General features: G+C 57.9%; 21 protein-coding genes, 1 tRNA gene and 1 pseudogene. 5 read left to right on the forward strand and 18 right to left on the reverse strand.

Features of this window, described 5'->3' with window-relative positions:
- The first annotated feature begins 206 nt into the window (after positions 1-206).
- A complete protein-coding gene (locus H4V96_RS17760) occupies positions 207-1,202 on the forward strand; it encodes an IS481 family transposase (RefSeq protein WP_280721092.1) in 996 nt (331 codons plus the stop codon).
- On the opposite strand, the gene H4V96_RS17765 is transcribed toward H4V96_RS17760, so the two are convergent.
- Positions 1,165-1,539 (reverse strand): penicillin-insensitive murein endopeptidase, encoded by a 375-nt coding sequence (locus H4V96_RS17765; protein WP_196857155.1) that lies wholly within the window; start codon positions 1,537-1,539, stop codon positions 1,165-1,167. The two genes, H4V96_RS17760 and H4V96_RS17765, sit on opposite strands and share 38 nt — an antisense overlap.
- Complete coding sequence (locus tag H4V96_RS17770) at positions 1,539-2,030, reverse strand: type VI secretion system tube protein Hcp (RefSeq protein WP_196857156.1); 492 nt, start codon at positions 2,028-2,030, stop codon at positions 1,539-1,541. Before H4V96_RS17770 ends, H4V96_RS17765 begins: the two co-directional genes overlap by 1 nt.
- 111 nt (positions 2,031-2,141) lie before the next feature.
- Between H4V96_RS17770 and H4V96_RS17775 the strand changes: the two are divergent.
- Positions 2,142-2,510, forward strand: a pseudogene (locus H4V96_RS17775) (integrase core domain-containing protein); the annotation flags it as partial.
- Positions 2,511-2,937: 427 nt separating this feature from the next.
- Here the strand turns inward: H4V96_RS17775 and H4V96_RS17780 are convergent.
- From H4V96_RS17780 to H4V96_RS17800, 5 genes are all read right to left on the reverse strand, one after another.
- Positions 2,938-3,285 (reverse strand): type II toxin-antitoxin system ChpB family toxin, encoded by a 348-nt coding sequence (locus H4V96_RS17780; protein WP_196857157.1) that lies wholly within the window; start codon positions 3,283-3,285, stop codon positions 2,938-2,940.
- Complete coding sequence (locus H4V96_RS17785; RefSeq protein ID WP_280721093.1) at positions 3,279-3,530, reverse strand: PbsX family transcriptional regulator; 252 nt, start codon at positions 3,528-3,530, stop codon at positions 3,279-3,281. The genes H4V96_RS17780 and H4V96_RS17785 overlap by 7 nt, the downstream gene beginning before the upstream one ends.
- A 155-nt stretch (positions 3,531-3,685) precedes the next feature.
- The gene (locus H4V96_RS17790) at positions 3,686-4,849 is read right to left on the reverse strand and encodes an XRE family transcriptional regulator (protein WP_196857158.1); all 1,164 of its coding nucleotides are present in this window, start codon (positions 4,847-4,849) and stop codon (positions 3,686-3,688) included.
- Positions 4,809-5,444 carry a hypothetical protein gene (locus H4V96_RS17795; protein WP_196857159.1) on the reverse strand — a complete coding sequence of 212 codons (636 nt, stop codon included), beginning with the start codon at positions 5,442-5,444 and terminating at the stop codon, positions 4,809-4,811. The genes H4V96_RS17790 and H4V96_RS17795 overlap by 41 nt, the downstream gene beginning before the upstream one ends.
- A gap of 241 nt (positions 5,445-5,685) precedes the next feature.
- Positions 5,686-7,193, reverse strand: a protein-coding gene (locus H4V96_RS17800; RefSeq protein WP_280721166.1) for an IS3 family transposase whose coding sequence is annotated in 2 segments (ribosomal slippage) — positions 5,686-6,776 and positions 6,776-7,193 — 1,509 coding nt in all. Because the reading frame shifts where the segments join, the coding sequence is not laid out codon by codon here.
- 182 nt (positions 7,194-7,375) lie between these two features.
- On the opposite strand from H4V96_RS17800, the gene H4V96_RS17805 reads away from it, so the two are divergent.
- A complete protein-coding gene (locus tag H4V96_RS17805; protein ID WP_280721195.1) occupies positions 7,376-7,891 on the forward strand; it encodes a tyrosine-type recombinase/integrase in 516 nt (171 codons plus the stop codon).
- A 113-nt stretch (positions 7,892-8,004) separates the two neighbouring features.
- On the opposite strand, the gene H4V96_RS17810 is transcribed toward H4V96_RS17805, so the two are convergent.
- The 7 genes from H4V96_RS17810 to ybiB form a co-directional block, all read right to left on the reverse strand.
- Positions 8,005-8,083, reverse strand: a tRNA-Ile gene (locus H4V96_RS17810).
- A gap of 111 nt (positions 8,084-8,194) precedes the next feature.
- Positions 8,195-10,435: an RNA polymerase sigma factor RpoD gene (rpoD, locus tag H4V96_RS17815; RefSeq protein ID WP_010401156.1), complete on the reverse strand. Its 2,241-nt coding sequence runs from the start codon at positions 10,433-10,435 to the stop codon at positions 8,195-8,197.
- A 464-nt stretch (positions 10,436-10,899) separates the two neighbouring features.
- A complete protein-coding gene (dnaG, locus tag H4V96_RS17820; protein WP_196855061.1) occupies positions 10,900-12,696 on the reverse strand; it encodes a DNA primase in 1,797 nt (598 codons plus the stop codon).
- A gap of 130 nt (positions 12,697-12,826) precedes the next feature.
- Positions 12,827-13,279 (reverse strand): GatB/YqeY domain-containing protein, encoded by a 453-nt coding sequence (locus H4V96_RS17825; protein ID WP_010401159.1) that lies wholly within the window; start codon positions 13,277-13,279, stop codon positions 12,827-12,829.
- Positions 13,280-13,620: 341 nt separating this feature from the next.
- Positions 13,621-13,833: a 30S ribosomal protein S21 gene (rpsU, locus tag H4V96_RS17830; protein WP_008451879.1), complete on the reverse strand. Its 213-nt coding sequence runs from the start codon at positions 13,831-13,833 to the stop codon at positions 13,621-13,623.
- A 183-nt stretch (positions 13,834-14,016) separates the two neighbouring features.
- Positions 14,017-15,246: an NAD(P)/FAD-dependent oxidoreductase gene (locus H4V96_RS17835; RefSeq protein ID WP_261980869.1), complete on the reverse strand. Its 1,230-nt coding sequence runs from the start codon at positions 15,244-15,246 to the stop codon at positions 14,017-14,019.
- 41 nt (positions 15,247-15,287) lie between these two features.
- A complete protein-coding gene (gene ybiB / locus H4V96_RS17840; RefSeq protein WP_196855060.1) occupies positions 15,288-16,292 on the reverse strand; it encodes a DNA-binding protein YbiB in 1,005 nt (334 codons plus the stop codon).
- Positions 16,293-16,476: 184 nt separating this feature from the next.
- Between ybiB and H4V96_RS17845 the strand changes: the two genes are divergently transcribed.
- Positions 16,477-17,538 carry a 3-deoxy-7-phosphoheptulonate synthase gene (locus tag H4V96_RS17845; protein ID WP_196855059.1) on the forward strand — a complete coding sequence of 354 codons (1,062 nt, stop codon included), beginning with the start codon at positions 16,477-16,479 and terminating at the stop codon, positions 17,536-17,538.
- A 76-nt stretch (positions 17,539-17,614) separates the two neighbouring features.
- On the opposite strand, the gene H4V96_RS17850 is transcribed toward H4V96_RS17845, so the two are convergent.
- Positions 17,615-18,022 carry a nitrite reductase (NAD(P)H) small subunit gene (locus tag H4V96_RS17850; RefSeq protein WP_196855058.1) on the reverse strand — a complete coding sequence of 136 codons (408 nt, stop codon included), beginning with the start codon at positions 18,020-18,022 and terminating at the stop codon, positions 17,615-17,617.
- Positions 18,023-18,232: 210 nt separating this feature from the next.
- Here H4V96_RS17850 and tsaD point away from each other — a divergent pair, with 210 nt between their 5' ends.
- Positions 18,233-19,273: a tRNA (adenosine(37)-N6)-threonylcarbamoyltransferase complex transferase subunit TsaD gene (gene tsaD / locus H4V96_RS17855; protein ID WP_196855057.1), complete on the forward strand. Its 1,041-nt coding sequence runs from the start codon at positions 18,233-18,235 to the stop codon at positions 19,271-19,273.
- A 206-nt stretch (positions 19,274-19,479) separates the two neighbouring features.
- On the opposite strand, the gene H4V96_RS17860 is transcribed toward tsaD, so the two are convergent.
- Genes H4V96_RS17860 through H4V96_RS17870 form a run of 3 tightly spaced genes read right to left on the reverse strand, consistent with a single transcriptional unit; the run spans position 19,480 to position 22,180 of the window.
- Positions 19,480-20,943 carry a TIGR01777 family oxidoreductase gene (locus tag H4V96_RS17860; RefSeq protein WP_010401174.1) on the reverse strand — a complete coding sequence of 488 codons (1,464 nt, stop codon included), beginning with the start codon at positions 20,941-20,943 and terminating at the stop codon, positions 19,480-19,482.
- Positions 20,940-21,584: a DUF4166 domain-containing protein gene (locus tag H4V96_RS17865; RefSeq protein ID WP_070346261.1), complete on the reverse strand. Its 645-nt coding sequence runs from the start codon at positions 21,582-21,584 to the stop codon at positions 20,940-20,942. The genes H4V96_RS17860 and H4V96_RS17865 overlap by 4 nt, the downstream gene beginning before the upstream one ends.
- Entirely contained in the window at positions 21,581-22,180 is a 600-nt protein-coding gene (locus tag H4V96_RS17870; RefSeq protein WP_280721094.1) for a MarR family transcriptional regulator, read from the reverse strand. The genes H4V96_RS17865 and H4V96_RS17870 overlap by 4 nt, the downstream gene beginning before the upstream one ends.
- Positions 22,181-22,246 lie beyond the last annotated feature (66 nt).

Here is a 22,246-nt window from a genome sequence, read left to right on the forward strand (position 1 = left end):
GCCCGGAACGAGAGGGTCGTTGAAATAGACCAGGACGACCGGGGCAAAGATACGGAATAGCCCAATTAGTATGGCAGTTGCGTCCTTGTCATAGTGCTTAGTTGTTTAGATATGGGTGATCATATTCCAACTCGCAGCCTGCCATTTTTCAGGGCCAGGTTGCTTTTGAGTACACTGTTGAATCCTGTCACCTAACTACCAGCGCCATGAGCCAAGCCCTTCACAGCCAAGCCCGCACTACTCATCTGATCCGTGACGAATTCCGCAAATCGACGCTCTCTCAACGGGAACTGGCTGAGCGCTACAACGTTAGTCGTCTGACGATCCGCAAATGGCAGAACCGCGACAGCGCCGAGGATCTTTCGCACCGGCCACGTATCATGCACACCACGCTCACGCCTGCGCAGGAATTGATCGTCGTGGAGCTGCGCACCACGCTGCTGCTGCCCACCGACGACCTGCTGGCGGTGGCCCGCGAGTTCGTCAATCCAGCGCTTTCGCGCGCCGCCCTGGGGCGCTGCCTGCGTCGCCATGGTGTCTCCAGCCTGCTTGAACTGGCCGCCCGGGAAACCGATAAGCCCGTCACCAAAAAGTCGTTCAAGGACTACGAGCCCGGCTTTTTACATATGGATATCAAGTACTTGCCGCAGATGCCTGACGAAACCGAACGCCGTTACCTGTTCGTCGCCATCGACCGCGCCACGCGTTGGGTCTTCATGGAGATCTATGCCGACCAGTCCGACAGTAGTAGCACCGACTTCCTGATCAAGCTCAACAAAGCCTGTCCGATCGCCATCGTCAAGCTGCTCACCGACAATGGCAGCCAGTTCACCGACCGCTTTAGCAGCAAGAAAAAAGACCCGGAAACGGGCGACCGGATTCCCAGCGGCAAGCACGCGTTTGACGTGCTATGCAGACAACTGGCGATCGAACATCGCCTGATCCCGCCACGTCATCCGCAGACCAACGGCATGGTGGAACGCTTCAACGGCCGCATCAGCGAGGTCGTCAATCAGACCCGTTTCGCATCCAGGGCCGAGCTCGAATCAACACTACGCAATTACCTGAAAATCTATAACCACAACATCCCACAGCGTGCTCTCAACAACGAAACGCCGATTCAGGCAATGAAGAAATGGCAGGCAAAAAAGCCACAATTATTCGTTAAACGTGTTTATAACCAGGCGGGTCTTGACACTTAGTGTCCGTCCAGCGTACCCCCGCCTCACGCCCATCTTTACGTAAAGGGCGCACGTCCACCTCCAGCCCGTTCTTATGTGTTTGGTGGTCCGGTGTCGCTATGCCACCTGCCAAACTGATATCTCCGACGCCAAACCGGCGATCATCGATGGCCTGCCATTCTCTTTCCACCCGTAGAATCGCGGTCATCATCGAAGGATGCGCATACTGATACTCTCCGCCACTTGGCCTACCATTCAGCAAGCCGTAGACGTAGTAGCCAGCATCCTGCGGGGCTTGGGGAAGCATGAAGTATTTGCGTGAATCCTTGGGTTGGAGCTGAAGAATTTTTGATTCCATCACGCCACCCTGTTGGTTGAGAGATCCCAGCCGCCGGCCGTGTTGCCGCCGGCACCACCAGCGATTTTCTGCTGAGTGTAGCGCCACTTCACCTTCGAGAATTTCAGGCCGATAGAATCGTGCAGAATGCTACCCTCGGTCACCACTTGATCCATGTTACCGATCAGCACATTCTCCAACTCGACTTCGTAATACCTCACCGGCGTGCCTTGACCGTCGGCACGCATGAACTCAAGCTTGGCTTTCGGGATCGTCCGACCCATCGAGCAAGTCTGCATCAAGATCGGCGAGGCCAGATCCGCGAGCTTGCTGATCGAAAGCGTTCGGTGTTGGCACCTTTCGGCCGTGTGACCGCCACCCGTTGATGCCGTGGCGCTTTTGGGTTGCGCCACTCCCCAATGGGCCGACGTTATCTCGATCCAACCCTGATGCGCCGAGTCTGCCGACTCGCCTTTGATACCATCAATTTGCAGGTACACATCGATTGCCATAATGCCTCCCGAATGTAATTTGGGGAATACCAAAGACATTGTTGGTCAGGCTTCACCTGGTCGAATTGGGACGTGTCAAGCACTGTGCAATAAACGAGTATTTTCAAGACACCACGCCATCCGCAAACCAATAGCATGGTCGAGCGCTTCAATGACCGCATCAGCGAGATCGTCAACCAGACCCGTTTCGGCTCTAGGGCCGAGCTCGAGTCGACGCTACGAAGCTATCTGAAAATCTACAACCACAACATCCCCCAACGCGCCTTGGATAATGAAACACCGATTCAGGCGATGAAAAAATGGCAGCAAAAGAAGCCGGATTTATTCGTTAAACGCGTCTATAACCAGGCAGGTCTTGACATCTATTGCCTCAGATTCAGTATATGTCTCAGGGGAATATACTTGGGGGTATTTTCCGCAAGTGGGCACATGGCCGTTATTTTTCCAACAACTCTCGTTGCCTTGTGGCTTGAAATCTAGATGGGTACAACTTTGCCGTACAACAGGACGTAAAGAAAAGCCGCAACATGTTTCCATGCTGCGGCTTTGTTGTCTGGTGGGCCTCCCGTGAGTCGAACACGGCACCAACGGATTATGAGTCCCTAAAATAAGCCAGCTATAACACCGCAATACCCATCAAATCAACAGCTTACAAAACCAACCGCCGCATTGATACCGCTTTAAAAAGCTATGCCGTTGACACTTAGTTGACGATTCCACAGGCAACAGCTGTCGCCCTGGAGGGGCGACATGAAACGTCAAGTGATCCCCTGAACGGGGATCAGGCCGCTAAAGCGAAAGACCGGCCCGCTGGCGCGCTTTCTTATGGGTTCAACCTTTTACATCAGTTTTGCAAGTTACCATATTTGCCGCATTCTCGATACGATTTCGGTCCACAGCTTTTCTTTCAATCAGTGATTGCTCGTAGACGTGCGAGTGCGTCATCTACAACAAACTCTGGTGCTGTCTCAACGCGCTTTGCTTTGCGGGCGTCAAGGTCCAGCATGCGAATCTGATTAACCAACGCAACGCCTTGCGTTTTCGTCCCAGCACCAGACAGTGACGCCGCGAACCCAGCATGGCGAGCAAAATCGCCGCCTTGTGTGATTGGTGCGACAAGAATGACACCAAGCGCGTTGAATCCACTCGTAGAGAGCACGAGTACGGGCCGCATTCCCTTCTGTTCGTGGCCCTCAGTAGGATCGAGATTGACCATCACGATATCACCACGCCCAAACTTGGAACGGCTCACCACACTTCACGCCCAACAGGCTTAACACCGGCCCAAGCTGCCATGTCGGCAGGCTCTGGGGCCGAAAGATCACACTGCCCCACCAGATCGGCCAGCGCATACGCGGGCCGAGCCGCCTTCAATAAGACGCCCTCTGGCTTAACATTGACACTAAGCTTATCGCCTAACGAGACTTTGAGCATGCCCAGCAACTCGGTTGGCAGACGAACCGCTGCGCTGTTGCCCCACTTCTGTACTGATAATTCCATATAAGCCCCCTAATGTTGATACATTGTAGATCCTTTTTTCCTAATATGTCAAGGCCTTGAGGATAAACATTGTATATACATAACGACAACTATAAAATTCTACAAAGCATCACATGCGCTCCCACATCAGGACACCACTTAGAAGCAGTGAAAACCTATTTAATTATAGTTAACTGCGGCCGAACCTTCGCTGGCGCAGACGCAGTCGGCAGCACAATATCTTTTTTATCCGGCACAGCTCCCACTTTCAATAATCCATAGGTAAGTTCATCTATCTCATAGGTCGTAACATGAATATCTCGCGCAATATCGGCACGCCCCACCCCCTCGTCACGAAGTACATCAAACACTTTCTCCAAAAGCTGCGACGTCTCCCTCGGTACAGACTGTGGCTCGCTTGTACGATAACCAGCCTGGGCGATCTGAATGCATAGATTCCTATTGATCCATTCGGTAGTGAGGCCAACTGAACGCAAACGATAATTCAATGCAGCTACAGACACAGCCCAATGCTTTTTAACACGTATTAAAGTTTCCAACGTAGGAAATCGCAAACCAGTTGCAAGTACGCTTTTGGCAGGCATCAAAAACGCCGAAGCAAAAGCATTTGCCTCCTTCTCTGCCTCAAGTCCATGTGGCTGGCCATGTCGATGCATTACCAAATGCCCCAGCTCATGCGCAGCATCAAACCTGCTATGCTCCGCTGTTTTCAACGTATTAAGAAACACGAAAGGTGTTCCATTCCACCACATTGAAAATGCATCAACTTCTTTCGCATCAATCGCCAAAGAAAATACACGAATACCTTTTGCCTCCAAAAGATGAACTAGATTTTTGACCGATTGCTCACCCAATGACCAATGACTACGTAACGCCTCTGCTGCAGCCTCAGGGCTGCTGTGGCGTCCTAATTCGGGTAAATCAGGTGACGGCAAGTTAAAACGCTTCTCGATCCACTCATTCAATTGAACAGCAATCGCCCCTGCCCCGAGAGCGACATTCCTCAGTGTCGCACTCATCTTCGTCATTGCTCTAAAACTTACAGCATCCGCCTCAAGCTCTTCAACTGCTTCATCTTGATAGAAAAAAGTTTCTGGAAATTTGAGCAACTGAGCAAGAGACCTCAAACGTTCAGCATCCGGGGGGAACTCTCCTGTTTCATATGCCGTAATTGATCGCGGCGTTATCCCTGCTTGCTTTGCAAGATCAGTTTTCTTTAAGCCACGTCTAGTACGGGCAAAGGTCAACCGTGCAGGGTTGAAAGTTACAGAGCCCTGATCACCCTTTCCTCTCGACAGATACGTCAAATTGGGGGCCATCGTCATCTCCAAAGTTAATCTCAATACCATCCAGCGGAATCGCTGGAAAAATAATACGTTCCTTCCAAGAGCGAATTTTTCCGCCTACCATCTGCATCGGCAGAGAAAGTTCAAAACGAACCTCATTCTGAGCGACGTGGTAGAGCAGAATCCACATACTGCGAAGGGATTCATCATCTCGGCCAGGTAACATGGGAATTCCATCAAACAGGGATAGCTGGCGTTGATTCACAGCAATTGCATCCTCTGTACTTGCCCCCTTAGGAGCACGATTAGAAGGAGTAGCGCTCGTACCAGTTTCCCGATCGCCAGTCTGCACAGCTATCGAAATTTTCCGTTCATCATGAACACACAAGGGAAAATTATTCTCATCCGTAGGAAACCATCCTAACGGCACGCACTTGTCTCGCAACGCACGTACAGTCTCACCCCACTGGGCATATCCAGGATAAGTTTTTGGATGATGTGAGGTGCCGGCAGTACGAGCGTGCACCCCTTCCATAACAACATCCTGAAACAGACCTACCGTCAAGCCAAAGAGTTCTTCAAGACGTGAAACTTCAGTACTATTTTGCTGCTGTTGATGCGCGCTCATAGGGTTCCCCAAAGTATTTACTTCCTGAATTTTAACCTCAAATGAGGTTAAAAAACAAGAAGTGTTGAAAAAAATGGACCTCACGGCAAAGAGCAGTACATGCAAGTTAAAAAAAGCTCGGCAGATGCCTCTCTCAAACTAGCCATGTCAACGAAGGGGCTAAACACTCAGAATGCAACGAATAAACACTCAGATATCTTGCGCCGCTAGCGGTAGTTGTCAACAAAGATGTCGCGTCAAGTCATGCAGCTTTTCTTAATTCCTCTGGTGGTTTCCGTTCTGGATTCAGCCAGACTTCATCGTTCAATTCCCAATCCCGCGTAGTCCCGGCCCAGCGCTCAGGATGGCGTTGTTTGGCGGCCTCGTAGACTTGCTTGCGGTATTTTAGGATCGCTCCGTCCCGACCATCATGGCGCTGCGCAGGCGTCACGAATTTCAGGCCGCTGTGCTTGTGCTGATGGTTGTACCACTGCACAAATGACAGCGTCCATTGTCGCGCCTTTTCGATACTTTCAAACGGTTTGCTCGGATAGTTTGGCCGGTATTTGCAAGTCCGGAACAGCGACTCGGCGTAGGCGTTATCGTTGCTCACACGGGGTCTGCTGAACGACGGCATGATCCCAAGCTTTTCCAGCGTCGCCAACATTGTGGAGCCTTTCATTGAGCTGCCATTATCCGAGTGGAGCACCACCTCACGCCCGGCCAGCCCCTCGGCCAAGCTGGCCTTGCGCATCAGCAGCGACGCCATTTCCGCAGACTCGGCGACGTTCACTTCGTGCGCGACGATCTTGCGGCTGTAGACGTCAAGAACCATGTACCAGTAAAGATACAAGCCTCGCACGCTGGTCGGCAGCCAAGTGATGTCCCACGCCCACAAGCGGTTCGGCTCGGTTGCGCAGTGGCTTGTGACGACCCTTGTGCTGGGCTTCTTGGCTCGGCCGCGGTGATGCTGCTGCTTCTCGTCTTTCAATATCCGGTAGACGGTCGATTCTGATGCTAGATACTCGCCCCGATCAGCCAAGGTCGGCACGATCTGGCTAGGTGGACTACTGGCAAATTCAGGGCTGTTGGCAACCTTCACAATCTGCTGGCGTTCCTCTTCGCTCAATTTGTTGGCCGGTGCCACGCGCCGACTGCCTTTGCGCCCGTCCGCCTGACTGCCATCACTGCCCTGCATCCAGCGCTGGTAGGTTCGAAGGCTGATCTCCAGCGCACCACACGCCTGCGCACGGCGACATCCGCCGTCAACAGCTTCTTCAACTAGCGTAATCACTTGCTGGCGATCTGGGGCGCAGATCAATCGTCCTCTGGCTCCCCCCAGATCGCCTGGGCTTTTTTTCTGAGAATGATCAGCGCCGCCGCCTCCGCCAGTGCCTTCTCTTTACGCTGCAAATCCTTCTTCAATTGCTTGATTTCCTTGCGGTCGCTTTTGCCTTGCGCGCGCAGTTCGCGGTGACGCTCGGCCGGCGCTTCATTGGCCTGCTGGCAGGCCTCGCGCCAATCGGCAACCTGCTCGACGAACAAGCCTTTGCTCCTGCAGTATTGAGCCAGTTCGGCCTCGTTCATGCGTGCTGTCTCCAGCACCACCCCAAATTTATCCGCCGACGACCACACCACGGCATTCTTTCCATTTCCCGGCACCGCCACTCCCTGAGATTGTAGATTTCGTCGCCAAGTATAAAGTGTCTGTTCCGAGATACCATTCTCCTTCGCCAAGGCCGATACCGGCCTGTTCTCCGGCGGCATCATTTGCCGAAGGATGGCTTCCTTGCGCTCTGCTGGATACTGATTCACTATACGTCTTTGCTCCGCCCCCGGATGGATTAAAGTGATTCAAGTGACGCGACATCTATCCTGACATAGGGGGGAATGCGGAAAATCCACTGGGAAAATTACGGCAGTTCAAGGTTCAGCAAACTGAACTTTCATATCTGACCTACGAACAGATAGAAGAGCTGTTGTTAGAACTAAAAACGGCACAAAACCCACATGTTCGCTTGGTGACCCGAGTGTGCTTGAGTACGGGCGCGCGCTGGAGCGAAGCGGAAGAGCTACGCGCCACCCAAGTAAGAGACGGACAAATTCAATTCGCTAAGACGAAGTCCGGCAAGGTAAGGTCAGTTCCAATCTCAGATGAATTGCAAAGCGACCTCGAAGCACACTACAAAGTACACGGGAATGGCGCACGAATATTTAGCTATGCATATTCTGCATTTCGGGAGGGAATTGGAAGAACTGGAATCGAACTTCCAGACGGCCAACTGACACACTGCCTTAGGCATTCGTTTGCCAGTCATTTCATGATGAATGGCGGCAACATATTGGTCTTGCAGCGTATTCTTGGACATGCAAGTCTCACAATGACAATGCGCTACGCACACCTGGCCCCAGAACATCTACAAGAGGCAAAACACCTCAACCCATTGGCCAACCTTAAAGCAGCTTGAGTCTCAAATCTGAAATACCAAGAGAACTAGCTAAACGATAAAACTCGGTTGACACTTTGTTGACAGTAGAAATACAAAAGGACTTAGGTTTTCACCTAAGTCCTTGATTTTATTGGTGGGCCTCCCGTGAGTCGAACACGGCACCAACGGATTATGAGTCCGCTGCTCTAACCAAGCATGAGCTAGAGGCCCTAGGGGGACTGCGGCGTGACGGCGTTATTGATGCCCGCCTCGCGCGGCCGTTTTGGAAACGGACACGCGAGGATAGGGGTATCAGGGGCGTACGTCAAGCCCTATTGGCGACTAGTTGCCTTCCAAGAAGCTTTTCAGCTTATCGGAGCGCGATGGGTGGCGCAACTTGCGCAGCGCCTTGGCTTCGATCTGGCGGATGCGCTCGCGCGTCACGTCAAATTGCTTGCCCACTTCTTCCAGGGTGTGGTCGGTGGACATCTCGATGCCGAAACGCATGCGCAGCACTTTCGCTTCGCGTGGCGTGAGGGAATCGAGCACGTCCTTGACCACGCCGCGCATGGATGCGTGCAGGGCGGCGTCGGCCGGCGCCAAGGTGTTGTTGTCCTCGATGAAGTCGCCCAGGTGGGAATCGTCGTCGTCGCCGATCGGCGTTTCCATCGAGATCGGCTCCTTGGCGATTTTCATGATCTTGCGGATCTTTTCCTCGGGCATCTCCATCTTGACCGCCAGGGTGGCCGGATCGGGTTCTGCGCCTGTTTCCTGCAAGATTTGGCGCGAAATCCGGTTCATCTTGTTGATCGTCTCGATCATGTGCACGGGAATACGGATCGTGCGGGCCTGGTCGGCGATCGAGCGCGTGATGGCCTGGCGTATCCACCAGGTTGCATAAGTCGAGAACTTGTAGCCGCGGCGATACTCAAACTTGTCGACGGCCTTCATCAGGCCGATATTGCCTTCCTGGATCAGGTCGAGGAATTGCAGGCCCCGGTTCGTGTATTTCTTGGCGATCGAAATAACCAGGCGCAAGTTGGCCTCCGTCATTTCGCGCTTGGCCTTGCGCGCCTTCATTTCACCGGCCGCCATCTGGCGGTTGATGTTGCGCAAGTCCGGCAGCGGCAAGACGACGCGCGCCTGCAGGTCGATCAGGCGCTGCTGCAGTTCCTTGACGGTAGGAATGTTGCGGCCCAGGATGGCGCTATAGGCGTGTCCTGCGTTGACTTCGCCATCGACCCAGTCGAGGTTGGTTTCATTGCCCGGGAAGACCTTGATGAAGTGTGCGCGCGGCATGCCGCAGCGGTTCACGGCCACGTCGAGAATCTGCTTCTCGATATGGCGCACCTCGTCGACCTGGCCGCGCAAGGTGTCGCACAACTTTTCTACTACTTTGGCCGTGAAGCGGATGCCGAGCAACTCTTGCGAAATGGCTTGCTGCGCCTTGGCGTAGGGCTTGGAGTTGTAGCCTTCTTTTTCAAAGGCGCGGCGCATCTTGTCGAACTGCTGCGAAATGACGGCAAATTTTTCCAGCGCCGTGCGTTTCAAGGTTTCCAGCTGTTCGGCCGAGAAGCCGGCCGCGCCGGAAACGCTGGCTTCTTCCTCTTCGCCAACTTCCTCTTCTTCCGCTTCGCCTTCTTCCTCGTCATCTTCGACGGCAGCGGCCACGACAGGAGCGGCGGCGACCGGTTCGTTTTCATCGACTAAGCCGTCAACGATTTCGTCGATCTTGATTTCTTCGTTGGCGATGCGGTCGGCGGCGGCGATGATTTCGGCGATCGTCACTGGGCAGGCGGAAATGGCCTGGATCATGTCTTTCAAGCCATCTTCGATGCGCTTGGCAATCTCGATCTCGCCTTCGCGCGTCAGCAGCTCGACCGAGCCCATCTCACGCATATACATGCGCACGGGGTCGGTGGTGCGGCCAAAGTCGGAGTCGACGGTCGACAGTGCGGCCTCGGCCGCCGCTTCCGCTTCGTCATCGCTGGTGACAACGGCAACGTTATCGGACAGCAACAGCGTTTCCGCATCGGGCGCGTGTTCGTAGACGGCAATGCCCATGTCATTGAAGGTACCGATGATGCCTTCGATGGCTTCCGGATCGACGATGTTTTCGGGCAAGTGATCGTTGATTTCCGCGTACGTGAGGAAACCGCGTTCCTTGCCGAACTTGATCAAAGTCTTGAGTTTCTGACGCCGGCGTTCGAGCTCTTCCTCGCTCGCTTCCGTGTCGGACGAGAAGGCGTCCTTCAGCAGCGCGCGCTCTTTTGCCTTGCGGTCCTTGGCCTTGGCCTTGTCGACGGCCTTCAGCTCGGCCCGCTCGACGGCGTTCAGGGCGGCGACTTCATCATTTTCTGGCTGGAATTCTTTTGGCTTGCGGCCGCGGCGGCCTGGTACTTTCACCGACGGCAAGACATAACCGGACGTATCGATGGCCGCCAGGGTGGCGGCGTCGGTGGTCTGGCTGACCACGGGCGCGCTGGTCACGCGCGTTTCGGGCCGGTCGAGCGCCTTTTCGGCTTTCGTGGTAACTTTACTGGGCTTTGCAGCCGCTTTGGATTCGGGTTTCTTGATTGGCACAGGCGCTTTCGATTACACAACGACTTGCTTTACGGTGGATTAGGATAAAGTTTGCTGCCAGTTCCCCCTCTGCCGGCGGGAACCACCATCTTCGAACCTGCCGACAACGCAAGTTCGACACTGTTACGTTACTTACACCTCATCGGCCACGATCCGCGGGAAGCGCAGCAATTCCTGTCCACCAGCTGTTGCCAGCCGCCTCGGCAAAAATTGCTGCATCGACCGCGTTGGGAGCGAGAGCCTGGCGCGGCTTGCCAGCGTCTGCGAGCCTTGCCCGCAACGCCGAAAACGCCATTTGGCTCTGGCTGCCGACACGATCCACCGCGCCGATCAAGAGCCTAACTTACTGAAAACAAACACTATTTACGAAATAGAACTAGCTTGCCAAAGCACACAATACTTAGCATTTAATTATAGCACGCGAAAAATGTTTTTCCAGTGCGCGCCATACCCCTAGAGCAAGATTAGCGATTCACCAACTCAGCATCGCGCTCACGCTCCAGCTCGCCTTGCTCTTGCGTGATTTCGCGGTAGCGTACACCAATTTTCTCCGATGGCAAACCCGACGCAAACAATTGCTGCAATTCCGCCTTCAAGGCATTCAATTTGATCTCGCGGATGGTGCTTACCAGCCACGACAACTCGCTGTCGTAATCGGATTCCGTGCCGGCCGCGATCTCGCCGATGATCTCGTCGTATTCGCTGCCCAGCTCCTTCAACTGCTGCGCCAAGGCGGCAAAACTGCCGTGCTCGCCCAGCGCCTGGCCCACGGCTACCAGCTGCCCCAGGCTGTGGGCTGCGTCCGGCCCCAGGTGCTGGAAGGCCGTCAGCGCGGCTTCGTCTATGCGCATGGTCAGCGGTGGATGCGCCACCAGCATGCGCATGATCTTCAATTCCAGCCCGACAGGAACAGGGCGACCCGATTTGGGCGGCGCGCGGCGCGCCACGGCGACGGGCTTGGCCAGCTCGAACAGGGCTTCGATCTCGGCCGGCGTGGACTGCGTCAACTGCGCCAGGCCCCGCACGATCTGCAGGCGCAGGGATGACGGCGCCATCAGTTGTAGCAGGGGCTTGGCGTCGAACTGCACGCGGGCGCGCCCTTCCGGCTCGGACAAATCATGCTCGCCCGTCACTTCTTTCAGCAAAAACTGCGACAGCGGCATGGCTTCATGCACTTGCTGCTCAAAACCTTCGGCACCGAATTCGCGGATATAGCTGTCCGGATCGTGTTCCGATGGCAAGAACAGGAATTTGATGGTTTTATTATCCGACACGTGGGCCAGGCTCGCTTCGAGCGCACGGCGCGCGGCGCGGCGGCCAGCCTTGTCGCCGTCGAAGCTGAAAATCACGCTATCGGTCTGGCGCAGCAGTTTTTGTACGTGCGTGGGCGTGCACGCGGTGCCCAGCGTGGCCACCGCTTGCGGGAATCCCATCTGCGCCAGCGCCACCACGTCCATATAACCCTCGGTCACCAGCACATAGCCGGCGTCGCGGATCGCCTGGCGCGCCTCGAACAGCCCATATAGTTCGAAGCCCTTGGAAAACAAGGGGGTTTCAGGCGAATTGAGGTATTTCGGTTCGCCATGGTCGAGCACGCGGCCGCCAAAGGCGATGACCTGGCCCTTGGTATTGCGAATCGGAAACATGATGCGTTCGCGGAAACGGTCATAGCGCTTGCGGTTGTTGCCATCCTCGTCGACCTTGTCGATCACCAGGCCGGCCTCGACCAGGGCCACGACGTCGTAATCGGGGAAGACGGAACGTAGGTTGTCCCAGCCACCGGGTGCAAAACCCATGCCGAAGCGAGCGGCCACTTCGCCCGTCAAGCCCCGGTTCTTCAGGTAGGCGATGGCTTCCGGGGCGTGGCGCAATTGCCCCCGGTAATAATCGCAAGCCTGCGTCATGGCGTCGGACAGGGCCATGCTTTGCGCCTGGATTTGCGCGCGCTGGGCGGGCGGGATCTTGTCGTCCGCCTCCGGTACGACCATGCCCACGTTCTGCGCCAGGTCCTTGACGGCATCGACAAAGCCCATGCCCGAGTACTCGATCAAGAAGCCGATCGAGGTGCCATGCGCGCCACAGCCGAAGCAGTGATAGAACTGCTTGGTGGGGCTGACGGTAAAGCTGGGCGATTTTTCACTGTGGAACGGGCACAAGCCCATGAAATTGGCGCCACCTTTTTTCAGTTGCACATAGCGGCCCACGACATCGACGATATCGACGCGGTTGAGCAAATCGGAAATGAAGGATTGAGGTATCACTGGCTAGGGCGGGTCTTGTTATAGGTCAGACTATACTACCGCACGCGGCCTGAAGTTGAGCCAGGTCAACGTGTGGGCGATTTGAGCGGCTGCCGGCATGGGCCGGCAGCCGCGTACTACTATTGTATGCTTACGCTGCCGGCGTCAAGGCTTGCTTGACCAGCGCGGACACCACGGTCATGTCGGCGCGGCCAGCCAGCTTCGGCTTGACGATGGCCATCACTTTACCCATGTCTTGCGGACCAACGGCGCCCGAGGCGGCCACGGCGGCAGCCACTTCAGCCGCCACTTCTTCGTCCGACAGGCCGGCAGGCATGTAGCCCGCCAGATGCACCAGCTCGGCTTTTTCAATGTCGGCCAGGTCGGCGCGACCACCGGCTTCGAACTGGGTGATCGAATCCTTGCGCTGCTTGATCATCTTTTCCACGATGGCCGTCACGTGGGCATCCGTCAATTCGATGCGTTCGTCGACTTCCTTGCGCTTGATTTCCGCCAGCAACAGGCGAATCGTGCCCAGCTTGCCCGCTTCCTTGGCGCGCATGGCGTTTTTCATGTCTTCGGTAATTTGTTCTTTCAAGCTCATGGCAATCCTCGTGTTGGTAAGTGGAATTCGATGCTGGTGTGCGCGCACTAAGAGCACCTAATAAAAGTTACTGGCTACTGGCTACTGGCTACTACGGGTCGCGATTTGCGACCGCCTCGGCGGCCCCGTGCATTCGCGCAGCTGCGCTTCTCAGCGCAATTCACCGCGCTTCGCTACGCTTCTGTTAAGCGCTCTCAGCAGGCAGCCACAAAAGCGAAAACCCGCTGCGGCGAACCGGAGCGGGCATGCGACTCATCTGAAGTATCACTTCAGGCGAATCAAAACAAAACCCGTGGCGTACAATGCGCCGAACTACCCGGGTTGGTTCTGACTGAACAGTCTTAGAATAATTTTTTCGGCAGTTGTTGGCTGCGGATGCGTTTGTAATGACGCTTTACGGCAGCTGCCAGCTTGCGCTTGCGCTCAGCCGTTGGCTTTTCGTAGAATTCGCGTGCGCGCAATTCGGTCAGCAGACCCGTTTTTTCGATGGTGCGTTTGAAGCGACGCATTGCGACTTCGAACGGCTCGTTTTCTTTAAGGCGAATAGTGGTCATGTAAAATTCAAACCGTTGAGGTGGTGTATAGGAAGAGATAGATAGTAGCAGCTTTTATTCGAAAAGGGAAGCCCCGCCCCCACTTGCATGCGGCATGCAGCGTGCGATCGCTGCCGGAATGTGGCGTAAACCACGCATGGGAGACGGCGCACCTGGCGCCAGCACCCCATGTTACAGATTAGCTTACTGCAAGGCAATACCAGCCGCCATGCCAGAAGCCCAAGCCCACTGGAAGTTGTAGCCACCCAGCCAGCCCGTGACGTCGACCGATTCGCCGATGAAATACAGGCCCGGCACCTTGTTGGCCATCATGGTCTGCTGCGACAGCTCGCGCGTATCGATGCCGCCGCGCGTCACTTCCGCCTTGCGATAGCCTTCGGAGCCGTTCGGCACGATGGACCAGGCATTGATGGCCTGCGCCAGCTTGCGCAGCTGCGCGTCGGGCATGTCGGCGATGCGCGCGTCCGGCGCCAGGCCGTTGACGGCCAGCAGGCAATCGGCCAGGCGCTGTGGCAGCCACTGCGCGACGATATTGCCCAGCTGCTTCTTCAAGGTACCCTTGCCTTCGATCAAGGTCTGCGCCACATCCACTTCCGGCAGCAGGTTGATGACGATGGGCTCGCCGGGCAGCCAGTAACTGGAAATTTGCAAAATCGCCGGCCCCGACAAGCCGCGATGGGTGAACAACAAATCTTCGCGGAAACGCGCGCCGGTCGCCTTGCGGCCTTTCAGGCTGCCCGTCTCCACATCCACTTCCAGGGCGATGCCGGACAGTTCCGCGAACGGCGCCCAGCTTGCCGCATCGAACGTCAGCGGCACCAGGGCCGGACGGGGCTCGACCATGCGCAAATCGAATTGCTTGGCAACGCGGTAAGCAAAATCGGTGGCGCCGATCTTCGGGATCGACAAGCCGCCCGTGGCGATGACGATGCTGGCCGTCTCGATGTCGCCGCTGTCCGTCTGCAGCACGAAGCCGCCATCGTCTTGCGGGATAATATTATCGATCTTGCATGGCATGCGCCAATGCACGCCGCCAGCGGCGCACTCGTCCTTGAGCATCTCAATGATCTGCTCGGCCGATTCATTGCAAAACAACTGGCCCTTGTGCTTTTCTTGATAGCCGATCCGGTGTTTTTTCACCAGCGCGAGGAAATCTTGCGGCGTGTAGCGCGAAAGCGCACTCTTGCAGAAATGCGGATTTTCCGAAAGAAAATTTTGTGGGGTGGTGCTAACGTTGGTGAAATTACACCGCCCACCACCGGAGATGCGGATCTTTTCGGCCAGCTTGGCCGCGTGATCGATCAACACCACGCGCTTGCCTTGCTGGGCGGCAACAGCCGCACACATCATGCCGGCCGCGCCCGCGCCGATCACTGCCACATCAAATTGTTTTGCCATAGGAATTCCGCTCACCGCTGATTACAAAGACGCCATTGTAAACTGCGGCGACGCGGCTAGCGCGGCCGCGATGCAATCTGCCGCGATGCCATCAGGCATTGCTCCACCTGTTCGGCAATCGACGGCGGCACCGGCGTCTCGCCGCGCAGCACGGCAGCGATCCAGGCAGCGGTGGTGGCCGCATCACGCTCGGCGGGCAAATCCGACAAGCTCGCCACCAGCAACTGTTTTTCCACCAGCACAGTACGCTCAGCGCCATGGAACCAGTCGATCTGCTGTGCCTTGTTGGCATTGGCCACCGTCTCGCCTTCCGTGCCGCGCATCAGGAAAGCGTCGCCGCGCGCAGGATCAGAGGCGGTCAGGAAATATTCACCGAGCATTTCCAGGTATTCCGGATGCGTGTACGACACCAGGCGCAGGGCAGGCCCGGCGAAGGGCTGCATGATTTTCACCAGCGTATGCGTGCAATTGCGCACGCCCAGCACGCGCCGCAGCGACAGCATGTGTGCCAGGCGCGGCGCCAGTGCATCTATCGGCAAGAAGGCCACTGCGCCGCGCGCCATGGCGGCCTCGGCTTGCGCATGGTCCAGCGAGGCCGGCACGCCCAGCGCGGCCAGCACTTCAGCCGTAGTGATGCGGCCCGGGTCGCTGGTGACGCCATGCACGAGCACGGGCGCGCCCGCGCGCGCCAGCAGCAGCGCCAGCAAGGCCGTCAGATTGGCCATCTTGCGCGCGCCGTTGTAGCTGGGAATGATGATGGGCGCGAACCCGGATGCATGTTCACGTGAGGGCGCAGCCACGGGCACAAAGGATGCTTCGGCTGCGTCGAGGAAACCGGCGATCTCGTCCACAGACTCGCCCTTGATGCGCATCGCCAGCAAGATGCCGCCCAGTTCCAGGTCCGACACGCGCCCCTCGAGCATGGCGCGGTACAGGGCGCGGGCGTCGTCACGCGTCATGCTGCGCGCACCGTTCTTGCCGCGTCCTATTTCCTTGATGAAACGTGCAGCAGGGAATGGCTCTCCGGCCACATCGGTATGGGGTATGGAAACAGTGGTCATGGCGCCAGCTTACACGGATTTTCCCGTGCCGACGGGCCCGCGCCGCGCTTGGACGCCTGTGCAAGGCCTTCACGCCATTTTTGCACGAGCGGCAGTGCGGCTGCAGCCAGACACGCCGCCAGGCGGCATTTCCGCTACACTAATGCCTCTTAAAGAACGCATTAGCGAAAGCCGAGCCAGAATCATGAATACGCCAGACATCGAAAATATCAACGTCACCTCCTTCGCGCCCATGCCGACGCCGGCCGAATTGCACGCCAAGCTGCCACTGTCCGAGAGCGCCTTCGACACCGTCAGCCGCGGCCGCGAAGCACTGCGTAACATCATCGACCGCAAGGACCAGCGCCTGTTCGTCGTCGTCGGCCCCTGCTCCATCCACGACCCCGCCGCCGGCCTCGATTACGCGCGCCGCCTGAAAGCGCTGCAAGAGGAAGTCAAGGATACGATGCTGCTGGTGATGCGCGTGTATTTCGAAAAACCGCGTACCACCACGGGTTGGAAGGGCTATATCAACGACCCGTATATGGACGATTCGTTCAAGGTCAACGAAGGCATGGAAAAGGCGCGCCAGTTCCTGCTCGACGTGTGCGAACTGGGCCTGCCCACCGCCACCGAAGCGCTGGACCCGATCTCGCCGCAATACCTGGGCGACCTGATCGCCTGGACCGCCATCGGCGCGCGCACCACCGAATCGCAGACGCACCGCGAAATGTCGTCGGGCCTCTCGACGCCCGTCGGCTTCAAGAACGGCACCGATGGCGACATCAGCATCGCTGTCAACGCGATCCTGTCGTCGGCGCACCCGCACTCCTTCCTCGGCATTAATGCCGAAGGCAATGTGGCCATCGTGCGCACGCGCGGCAATGCGTATGGCCATGTGGTCCTGCGCGGCGGTGACGGCCGCCCGAACTACGATTCAGTGTCGATCGCCATCGCCGAACAGGCACTGGCCAAGGCCAAGCTGCCGGCCAACCTGGTAGTGGACTGCTCGCACGCGAACAGCTATAAAAAGCCGGAACTGCAGCCACTGGTGATGGCTGACGTGGTCAACCAGATCTGCCAGGGCAACCGCTCGCTGGTGGGCGTGATGATCGAATCGAACATCGTTAGCGGCAACCAGAAGATCCCGCAAGACCTGTCGCAACTGACCTACGGCTGCTCCGTCACGGACGGCTGCATCGACTGGGACACCACGGCGACCATGCTGCGCCACGCGCATGCGCATTTGCTCAATCGCCCGAAGTAAACAGCTGGGGTCAGACCCCCTCTTGCGTTGGCGCTGAACCTGGCGTTACCGGCATTGAGGGTCTGACCCCAAACACCTATGCCATCTGCACATGCGGCAGCACGGCGAACGCTCCCGCCAACGCCTGTTCGGCCTTGCTGGCCGGGATATTGAGTGCATTGACATCCAGATAGATGCGCCCGTCCATGATGCGCACTGCGTACAGGCGCGCCAAGCCCTGCACAGGGGCCACCAGGCGGCCCGATTCGAGCTCGATGATCCAGCTATTGTTGGGCCCCACCAGGGTTTTCCCCATCAGCACCCCGTGCGCCAGCGGGCCTCCCAGGCAGGGCAGCGTGTCGAGCAGCGCGTACACCGTGTCATCGAAGGCGCGCAACAGCGCCACAGCGGGCAAGTCCTGCCACGCCAGGCCGCGCTGCACCATGCGCGCGCGCGCCAGCGGCATGTCCTTCAGGCGGCATATCATTTTCCATTGTTCTGGCATCGCGAACTCCCGTGAAAAAGGCACACGCTAGCCTAAGCAAGAGCGGTGCCAGCTCCAGCACCGGCAGATAATGGGAAAAACAGGGAGCAAAACGGTACGGCTGCGCACTGCGCAAGTGCACACTGCCGCCGAAATGGTGCGCCTGCCACACGGTGGATTGCCCGGCTTTCCTTTACAATGGCGGATTACTCCTCCCTACTTAGCACCTTCATGATTGTTCTTGGCGTCGAATCCTCCTGTGACGAAACCGGCCTGGCCTTGTACGACACGCAACGCGGCCTGCTGTCGCACGCCCTCTATTCGCAAGTGGCCATGCACGAGCAATATGGCGGCGTGGTACCGGAACTGGCGTCGCGCGACCATATCCGCCGCGCCATCCCGCTGCTCGATGAAACCCTGGCCAAGGCCGGCATCAGCCTGGCCGAAATCGACGCCATCGCCTACACGCAAGGTCCGGGCCTCGCCGGTGCGCTGCTGGTCGGTTCTTCCGTCGCCTGCAGCCTGGGCCTGGCCATCAACAAGCCGGTACTGGGCATCCACCATCTGGAAGGTCATCTGCTGTCGCCGCTGCTGGCGTCCGAGCCGCCCGAGTTTCCCTTCATTGCGCTGCTGGTGTCGGGTGGTCATACGCAGCTGATGCGCGTCGATGGCGTGGGCCAGTACACGATGTTGGGCGAAACGCTCGATGATGCGGCCGGCGAAGCGTTCGACAAGTCGGCCAAGCTGCTGGGCCTCGGTTATCCGGGCGGCCCCGCCATTTCGCGCCTGGCTGAATTGGGCGACCCGCTGGCGTATAAACTGCCACGCCCGATGCTGCATTCGAAAGACTTCAATTTCAGTTTTTCGGGCTTGAAGACGGCCGTGCTGACGGTGGTGAAAAACCATGAAAAAAAAATCATCGCCAATATCTGCGAGCAGGACAAGGCGAATATCGCGCGCGGCTTCGTCGACGCCATCGTCGACGTGCTGACGGCCAAATGCGTGGCGGCCCTCAAGCACACGGGCTTGAAACGCCTGGTGATCGCCGGCGGCGTGGGCGCCAACGCGCAGCTGCGCGCCTCGCTCAACGCGGCCGCCGCCAAGAAGCGTTTCAAGGTGTATTACCCGGAGCTGGAATTCTGTACCGATAACGGCGCCATGATCGCCTTTGCCGGCGCCATGCGCCTGCAAATCAACCCGCAGGCCGCCAAGTACGATTATTCCTTCAATGTGCGCCCGCGCTGGCCACTGGACGACATCCGCGAGATCTGATCGGCGCTTCACTCTCGCAAGAAATTGCGCGTGCCCGCCAGGGCCGCGCCCTCCACCAGCGTTTCATCCTTCTAGTCGACGCCCGCCAACTGCCGGTTGAACGCCTGCGCCAGCCAGTCCTGCAGCCAGGCGAAGGCATCGGCATGGCTGGCGCGGGGCATGGATTGAACGCGAATTCACCACCCATGCTCCCACTCTACGCCGCACTACAGGCTGCGCAGTGCGCCTTCGAGCTGCGGATAGCGAAAGACAAAGCCGTCGCCCAGCATGCGCTGCGGCGCCACGCGCTGGCCTTCCACCAGCAGGTCGGCTTGTTCACCCAGCAGGGCACGCATGAGCAATGCGGGCGTCGGCATGATGCTCGGGCGATGCAGCACCGCGCCCGCCACCTGGGCGAAGCGGCGCTGCTCGATGGCCTCTGGCGCGCAGAAGTTATACGCGCCGCTCACCGCGCCCTGTTCGCTGCGGCGCGCCAGGTGGGCGATGCCGCGGATGACATCGCGCACATGCACCCATGACATCCATTGCTTGCCGCTGCCGAGCGGGCCGCCCGCGCCGAAGCGTATCGGCAGCAGCATTTGCGGCAGCGAACCCTGGTGGCCGAAGACCAGGCCCAAGCGCATGCAGCCGACCTGCACGCCATATTGCTGCGCCTGGCGCGCAGCCGCTTCCCATTCCTGACACAGCTGCGACATGAAAATAGCTTGCGGTGCGCTGTCTTCATGAAGCTCGGTCGCGTCACCCTGCGGCTGCACGCCGTAGTAGCCGATGGCCGACGCCGACAGCAGCACGCGCGGCTTGTGCTGGGCGCGGGCGATCCACGCCACCAGGTCCTGCGTCAGCGCCACGCGGCTGCGGCGCAGGTCCGCCTTGCGCGCGTCTGTCCAGCGCAGCCCGACGATGCGGGCGCCTGCCAGATTGACCACCATGTCGATGTGCTGTGTGGCGGGCAACTCGTCGAACGCGGTGATGCAGCGCACCTGACCGTCGAACCGCCACGCGGCCTGCTTAGGCTGGCGCGTCAGCACCGTCACCGCGTGGCCGTCGGCCAGCAAGGCGGCCACCAGTTGCTGGCCAATGAAACCGGTGGCGCCCGTCACCAGCACGGACTGCGGCGCGGTGGCAAAGCTCAGCTGTTCTTTTTGCTCTGCCGTTTCCTGCACTGTGCGCCGCCCCAGCTGCCACACGGCATACGCGTCGCGCAGGCCGGACAAGCCCACACCCACGCCACATAGCGCGAGGAAGACGCTAAGCCAGCCATACGGCTGCCACACGAGGGCCGTCGGCAGGCTCGCCCATAGGCTGCTATTTAGGACCAACAGGACGATGAAGGCGCCCGCGTTAATCGCCAGCAGCGTGTGCGTGACGCGCTCCGTGGCGGGCAAGAGGCGGCTTTTATCTTCCACCACAAAATCCCACAGGGTCAGCACGATTTCTACGCCAAAGACGATCACCAGCACCCAAGCCCAGGCGCCATGCCATTCCCAGGCGGCCAGCCCCAGGAACAGCAGGCTGTAGATCAGGGCGCGCGTGGCATGGATGCTCAATTCCCGGCGCGCCGAAGTCTTTTGCGGCAGCGCCTCCGTGATTTCATGGTGGTAGATGGTGTCAAAGGCGCCAAGGCAGCCTTGCGCCGCCATCAGTTGCAGGGCCAGCAGATGCGTATTCATGGTATCTCCTTGTGATGGGCGGGCGCCGCGCTTTCGCGAAAAACGCCGACCTGGGTAAACGTGGTGCCGAACAGGGCGTGGCGAATCTCGATGCGGATATTGAACTGCTGTGGCGTATCGTTACGGTGCGACAGATAAGTCTTGCCGGGCGTGAGCACGCCGGGCAGCGGCAGGCGCCAGCCGAAAATTTCCCAAAAATAGCCATCGCTGGTGAAATGCAAATTGCCATCCTCGACGTGGAGCACGAGCTTCATGCCCAGGCCCATGCCCACGTATTCGAGCACTTCGCCGCGCTCACTTTCAGCCATGTAGGAGGTGAAGCGGATCGGCGCGCGACCATGCAGGTGGTAGGTGCGCTGCTTGAAGATGAACGGACAAGCGGTGTGCGAATAGACTTCGATATCGACAGGGAAGTCATGATCGTCATACGGAATCAGGGTGCCGTCGATAAAGGGGCGCGTGAGCCAGCCCAGCACCTTGCCCAGGCGCGAGCTGGTCAGTTCACTGAGTTCGCCCCGATAATACAGGGGCTGGCCTGGGACGGGATTTTTCTCGAAGCGGCGGCGGATATCCGGATGCAGGGCCTGCCACTGCGTCCCCATCACTTTTTTGAACAGCTCTCCCTCGGATGGAGCGTTCATGCGTTCCCCGGCTTATTTGGCTTATTTGGCTTGTCTGGCTTGTCTGGCTTGCCTGGCTTGCCTGGCTTGTCTTCCGGACTGAGGAACTTGGCCACCTTGCCGCCCATGGACAGCATGTGCTGCAAGGTCGCCGGTGGCAGGTTTTTATAGTCGCTGTAAGTACTGCTGAGCATTTCCAGGAAGGCCAGCACTTCGCCCATGCGCGCCAACGTCTCTGGCGCTATCGCCGCATCCTGTTCGCCCTCGATCGCGCATTCGCGCAGCACCGTCAGGGTGGGATCGATCTCGCGCCGCTTGCGCTCTTCCATGATGACGCGGAAGATTGCCCACACATCCTGCAAGGCGACAAAATGGTCGCGCCGGTCTTTCAATACGTGCGTGATGCGCACCAAGCCCCAGCTTTGCAATTCTTTCAAGCTATTGCTCACGTTCGAGCGGGCCACGTTCAGGCTGGCCGCGATATCTTCCGCCGTCAGCGCTTCGTTGGCCAGGAACAGCAGCGCGTGGATTTGCGCCACGCTGCGATTGACGCCCCAGCGCGTACCCATTTCGCCCCAGTGGAGAATATACTTCTGCGTGGTTGGACTCAGTTCCATGGCCTTCCCTTATTTCTGTCACTACAGAAATGTAAGACGAAACAGAAACCGAGTCAAGCACGATTC

Origin of the sequence: Janthinobacterium sp. CG_23.4 (genome assembly GCF_029892305.1) — a bacterium.
In the GTDB taxonomy this organism is placed as follows: Bacteria; Pseudomonadota; Gammaproteobacteria; order Burkholderiales; family Burkholderiaceae_D; genus Janthinobacterium; species Janthinobacterium lividum_D.

Bases quoted from the DNA above. Each gene is read 5' to 3' on its own strand.
- H4V96_RS17760 (WP_280721092.1), top strand. From the start codon at position 207: ATGAGCCAAGCCCTTCACAGCCAAGCCCGCACTACTCATCTGATCCGT.
- H4V96_RS17765 (WP_196857155.1), bottom strand. From the start codon at position 1,539: ATGGAATCAAAAATTCTTCAGCTCCAACCCAAGGATTCACGCAAATAC.
- H4V96_RS17770 (WP_196857156.1), bottom strand. From the start codon at position 2,030: ATGGCAATCGATGTGTACCTGCAAATTGATGGTATCAAAGGCGAGTCG.
- H4V96_RS17785 (WP_280721093.1), bottom strand. From the start codon at position 3,530: ATGGAATTATCAGTACAGAAGTGGGGCAACAGCGCAGCGGTTCGTCTG.
- H4V96_RS17790 (WP_196857158.1), bottom strand. From the start codon at position 4,849: ATGGCCCCCAATTTGACGTATCTGTCGAGAGGAAAGGGTGATCAGGGC.
- H4V96_RS17795 (WP_196857159.1), bottom strand. From the start codon at position 5,444: ATGAGCGCGCATCAACAGCAGCAAAATAGTACTGAAGTTTCACGTCTT.
- H4V96_RS17825 (WP_010401159.1), bottom strand. From the start codon at position 13,279: ATGAGCTTGAAAGAACAAATTACCGAAGACATGAAAAACGCCATGCGC.
- rpsU (WP_008451879.1), bottom strand. From the start codon at position 13,833: ATGACCACTATTCGCCTTAAAGAAAACGAGCCGTTCGAAGTCGCAATG.
- ybiB (WP_196855060.1), bottom strand. From the start codon at position 16,292: ATGACCACTGTTTCCATACCCCATACCGATGTGGCCGGAGAGCCATTC.
- H4V96_RS17845 (WP_196855059.1), top strand. From the start codon at position 16,477: ATGAATACGCCAGACATCGAAAATATCAACGTCACCTCCTTCGCGCCC.
- H4V96_RS17850 (WP_196855058.1), bottom strand. From the start codon at position 18,022: ATGCCAGAACAATGGAAAATGATATGCCGCCTGAAGGACATGCCGCTG.
- tsaD (WP_196855057.1), top strand. From the start codon at position 18,233: ATGATTGTTCTTGGCGTCGAATCCTCCTGTGACGAAACCGGCCTGGCC.
- H4V96_RS17860 (WP_010401174.1), bottom strand. From the start codon at position 20,943: ATGAATACGCATCTGCTGGCCCTGCAACTGATGGCGGCGCAAGGCTGC.
- H4V96_RS17865 (WP_070346261.1), bottom strand. From the start codon at position 21,584: ATGAACGCTCCATCCGAGGGAGAGCTGTTCAAAAAAGTGATGGGGACG.
- H4V96_RS17870 (WP_280721094.1), bottom strand. From the start codon at position 22,180: ATGGAACTGAGTCCAACCACGCAGAAGTATATTCTCCACTGGGGCGAA.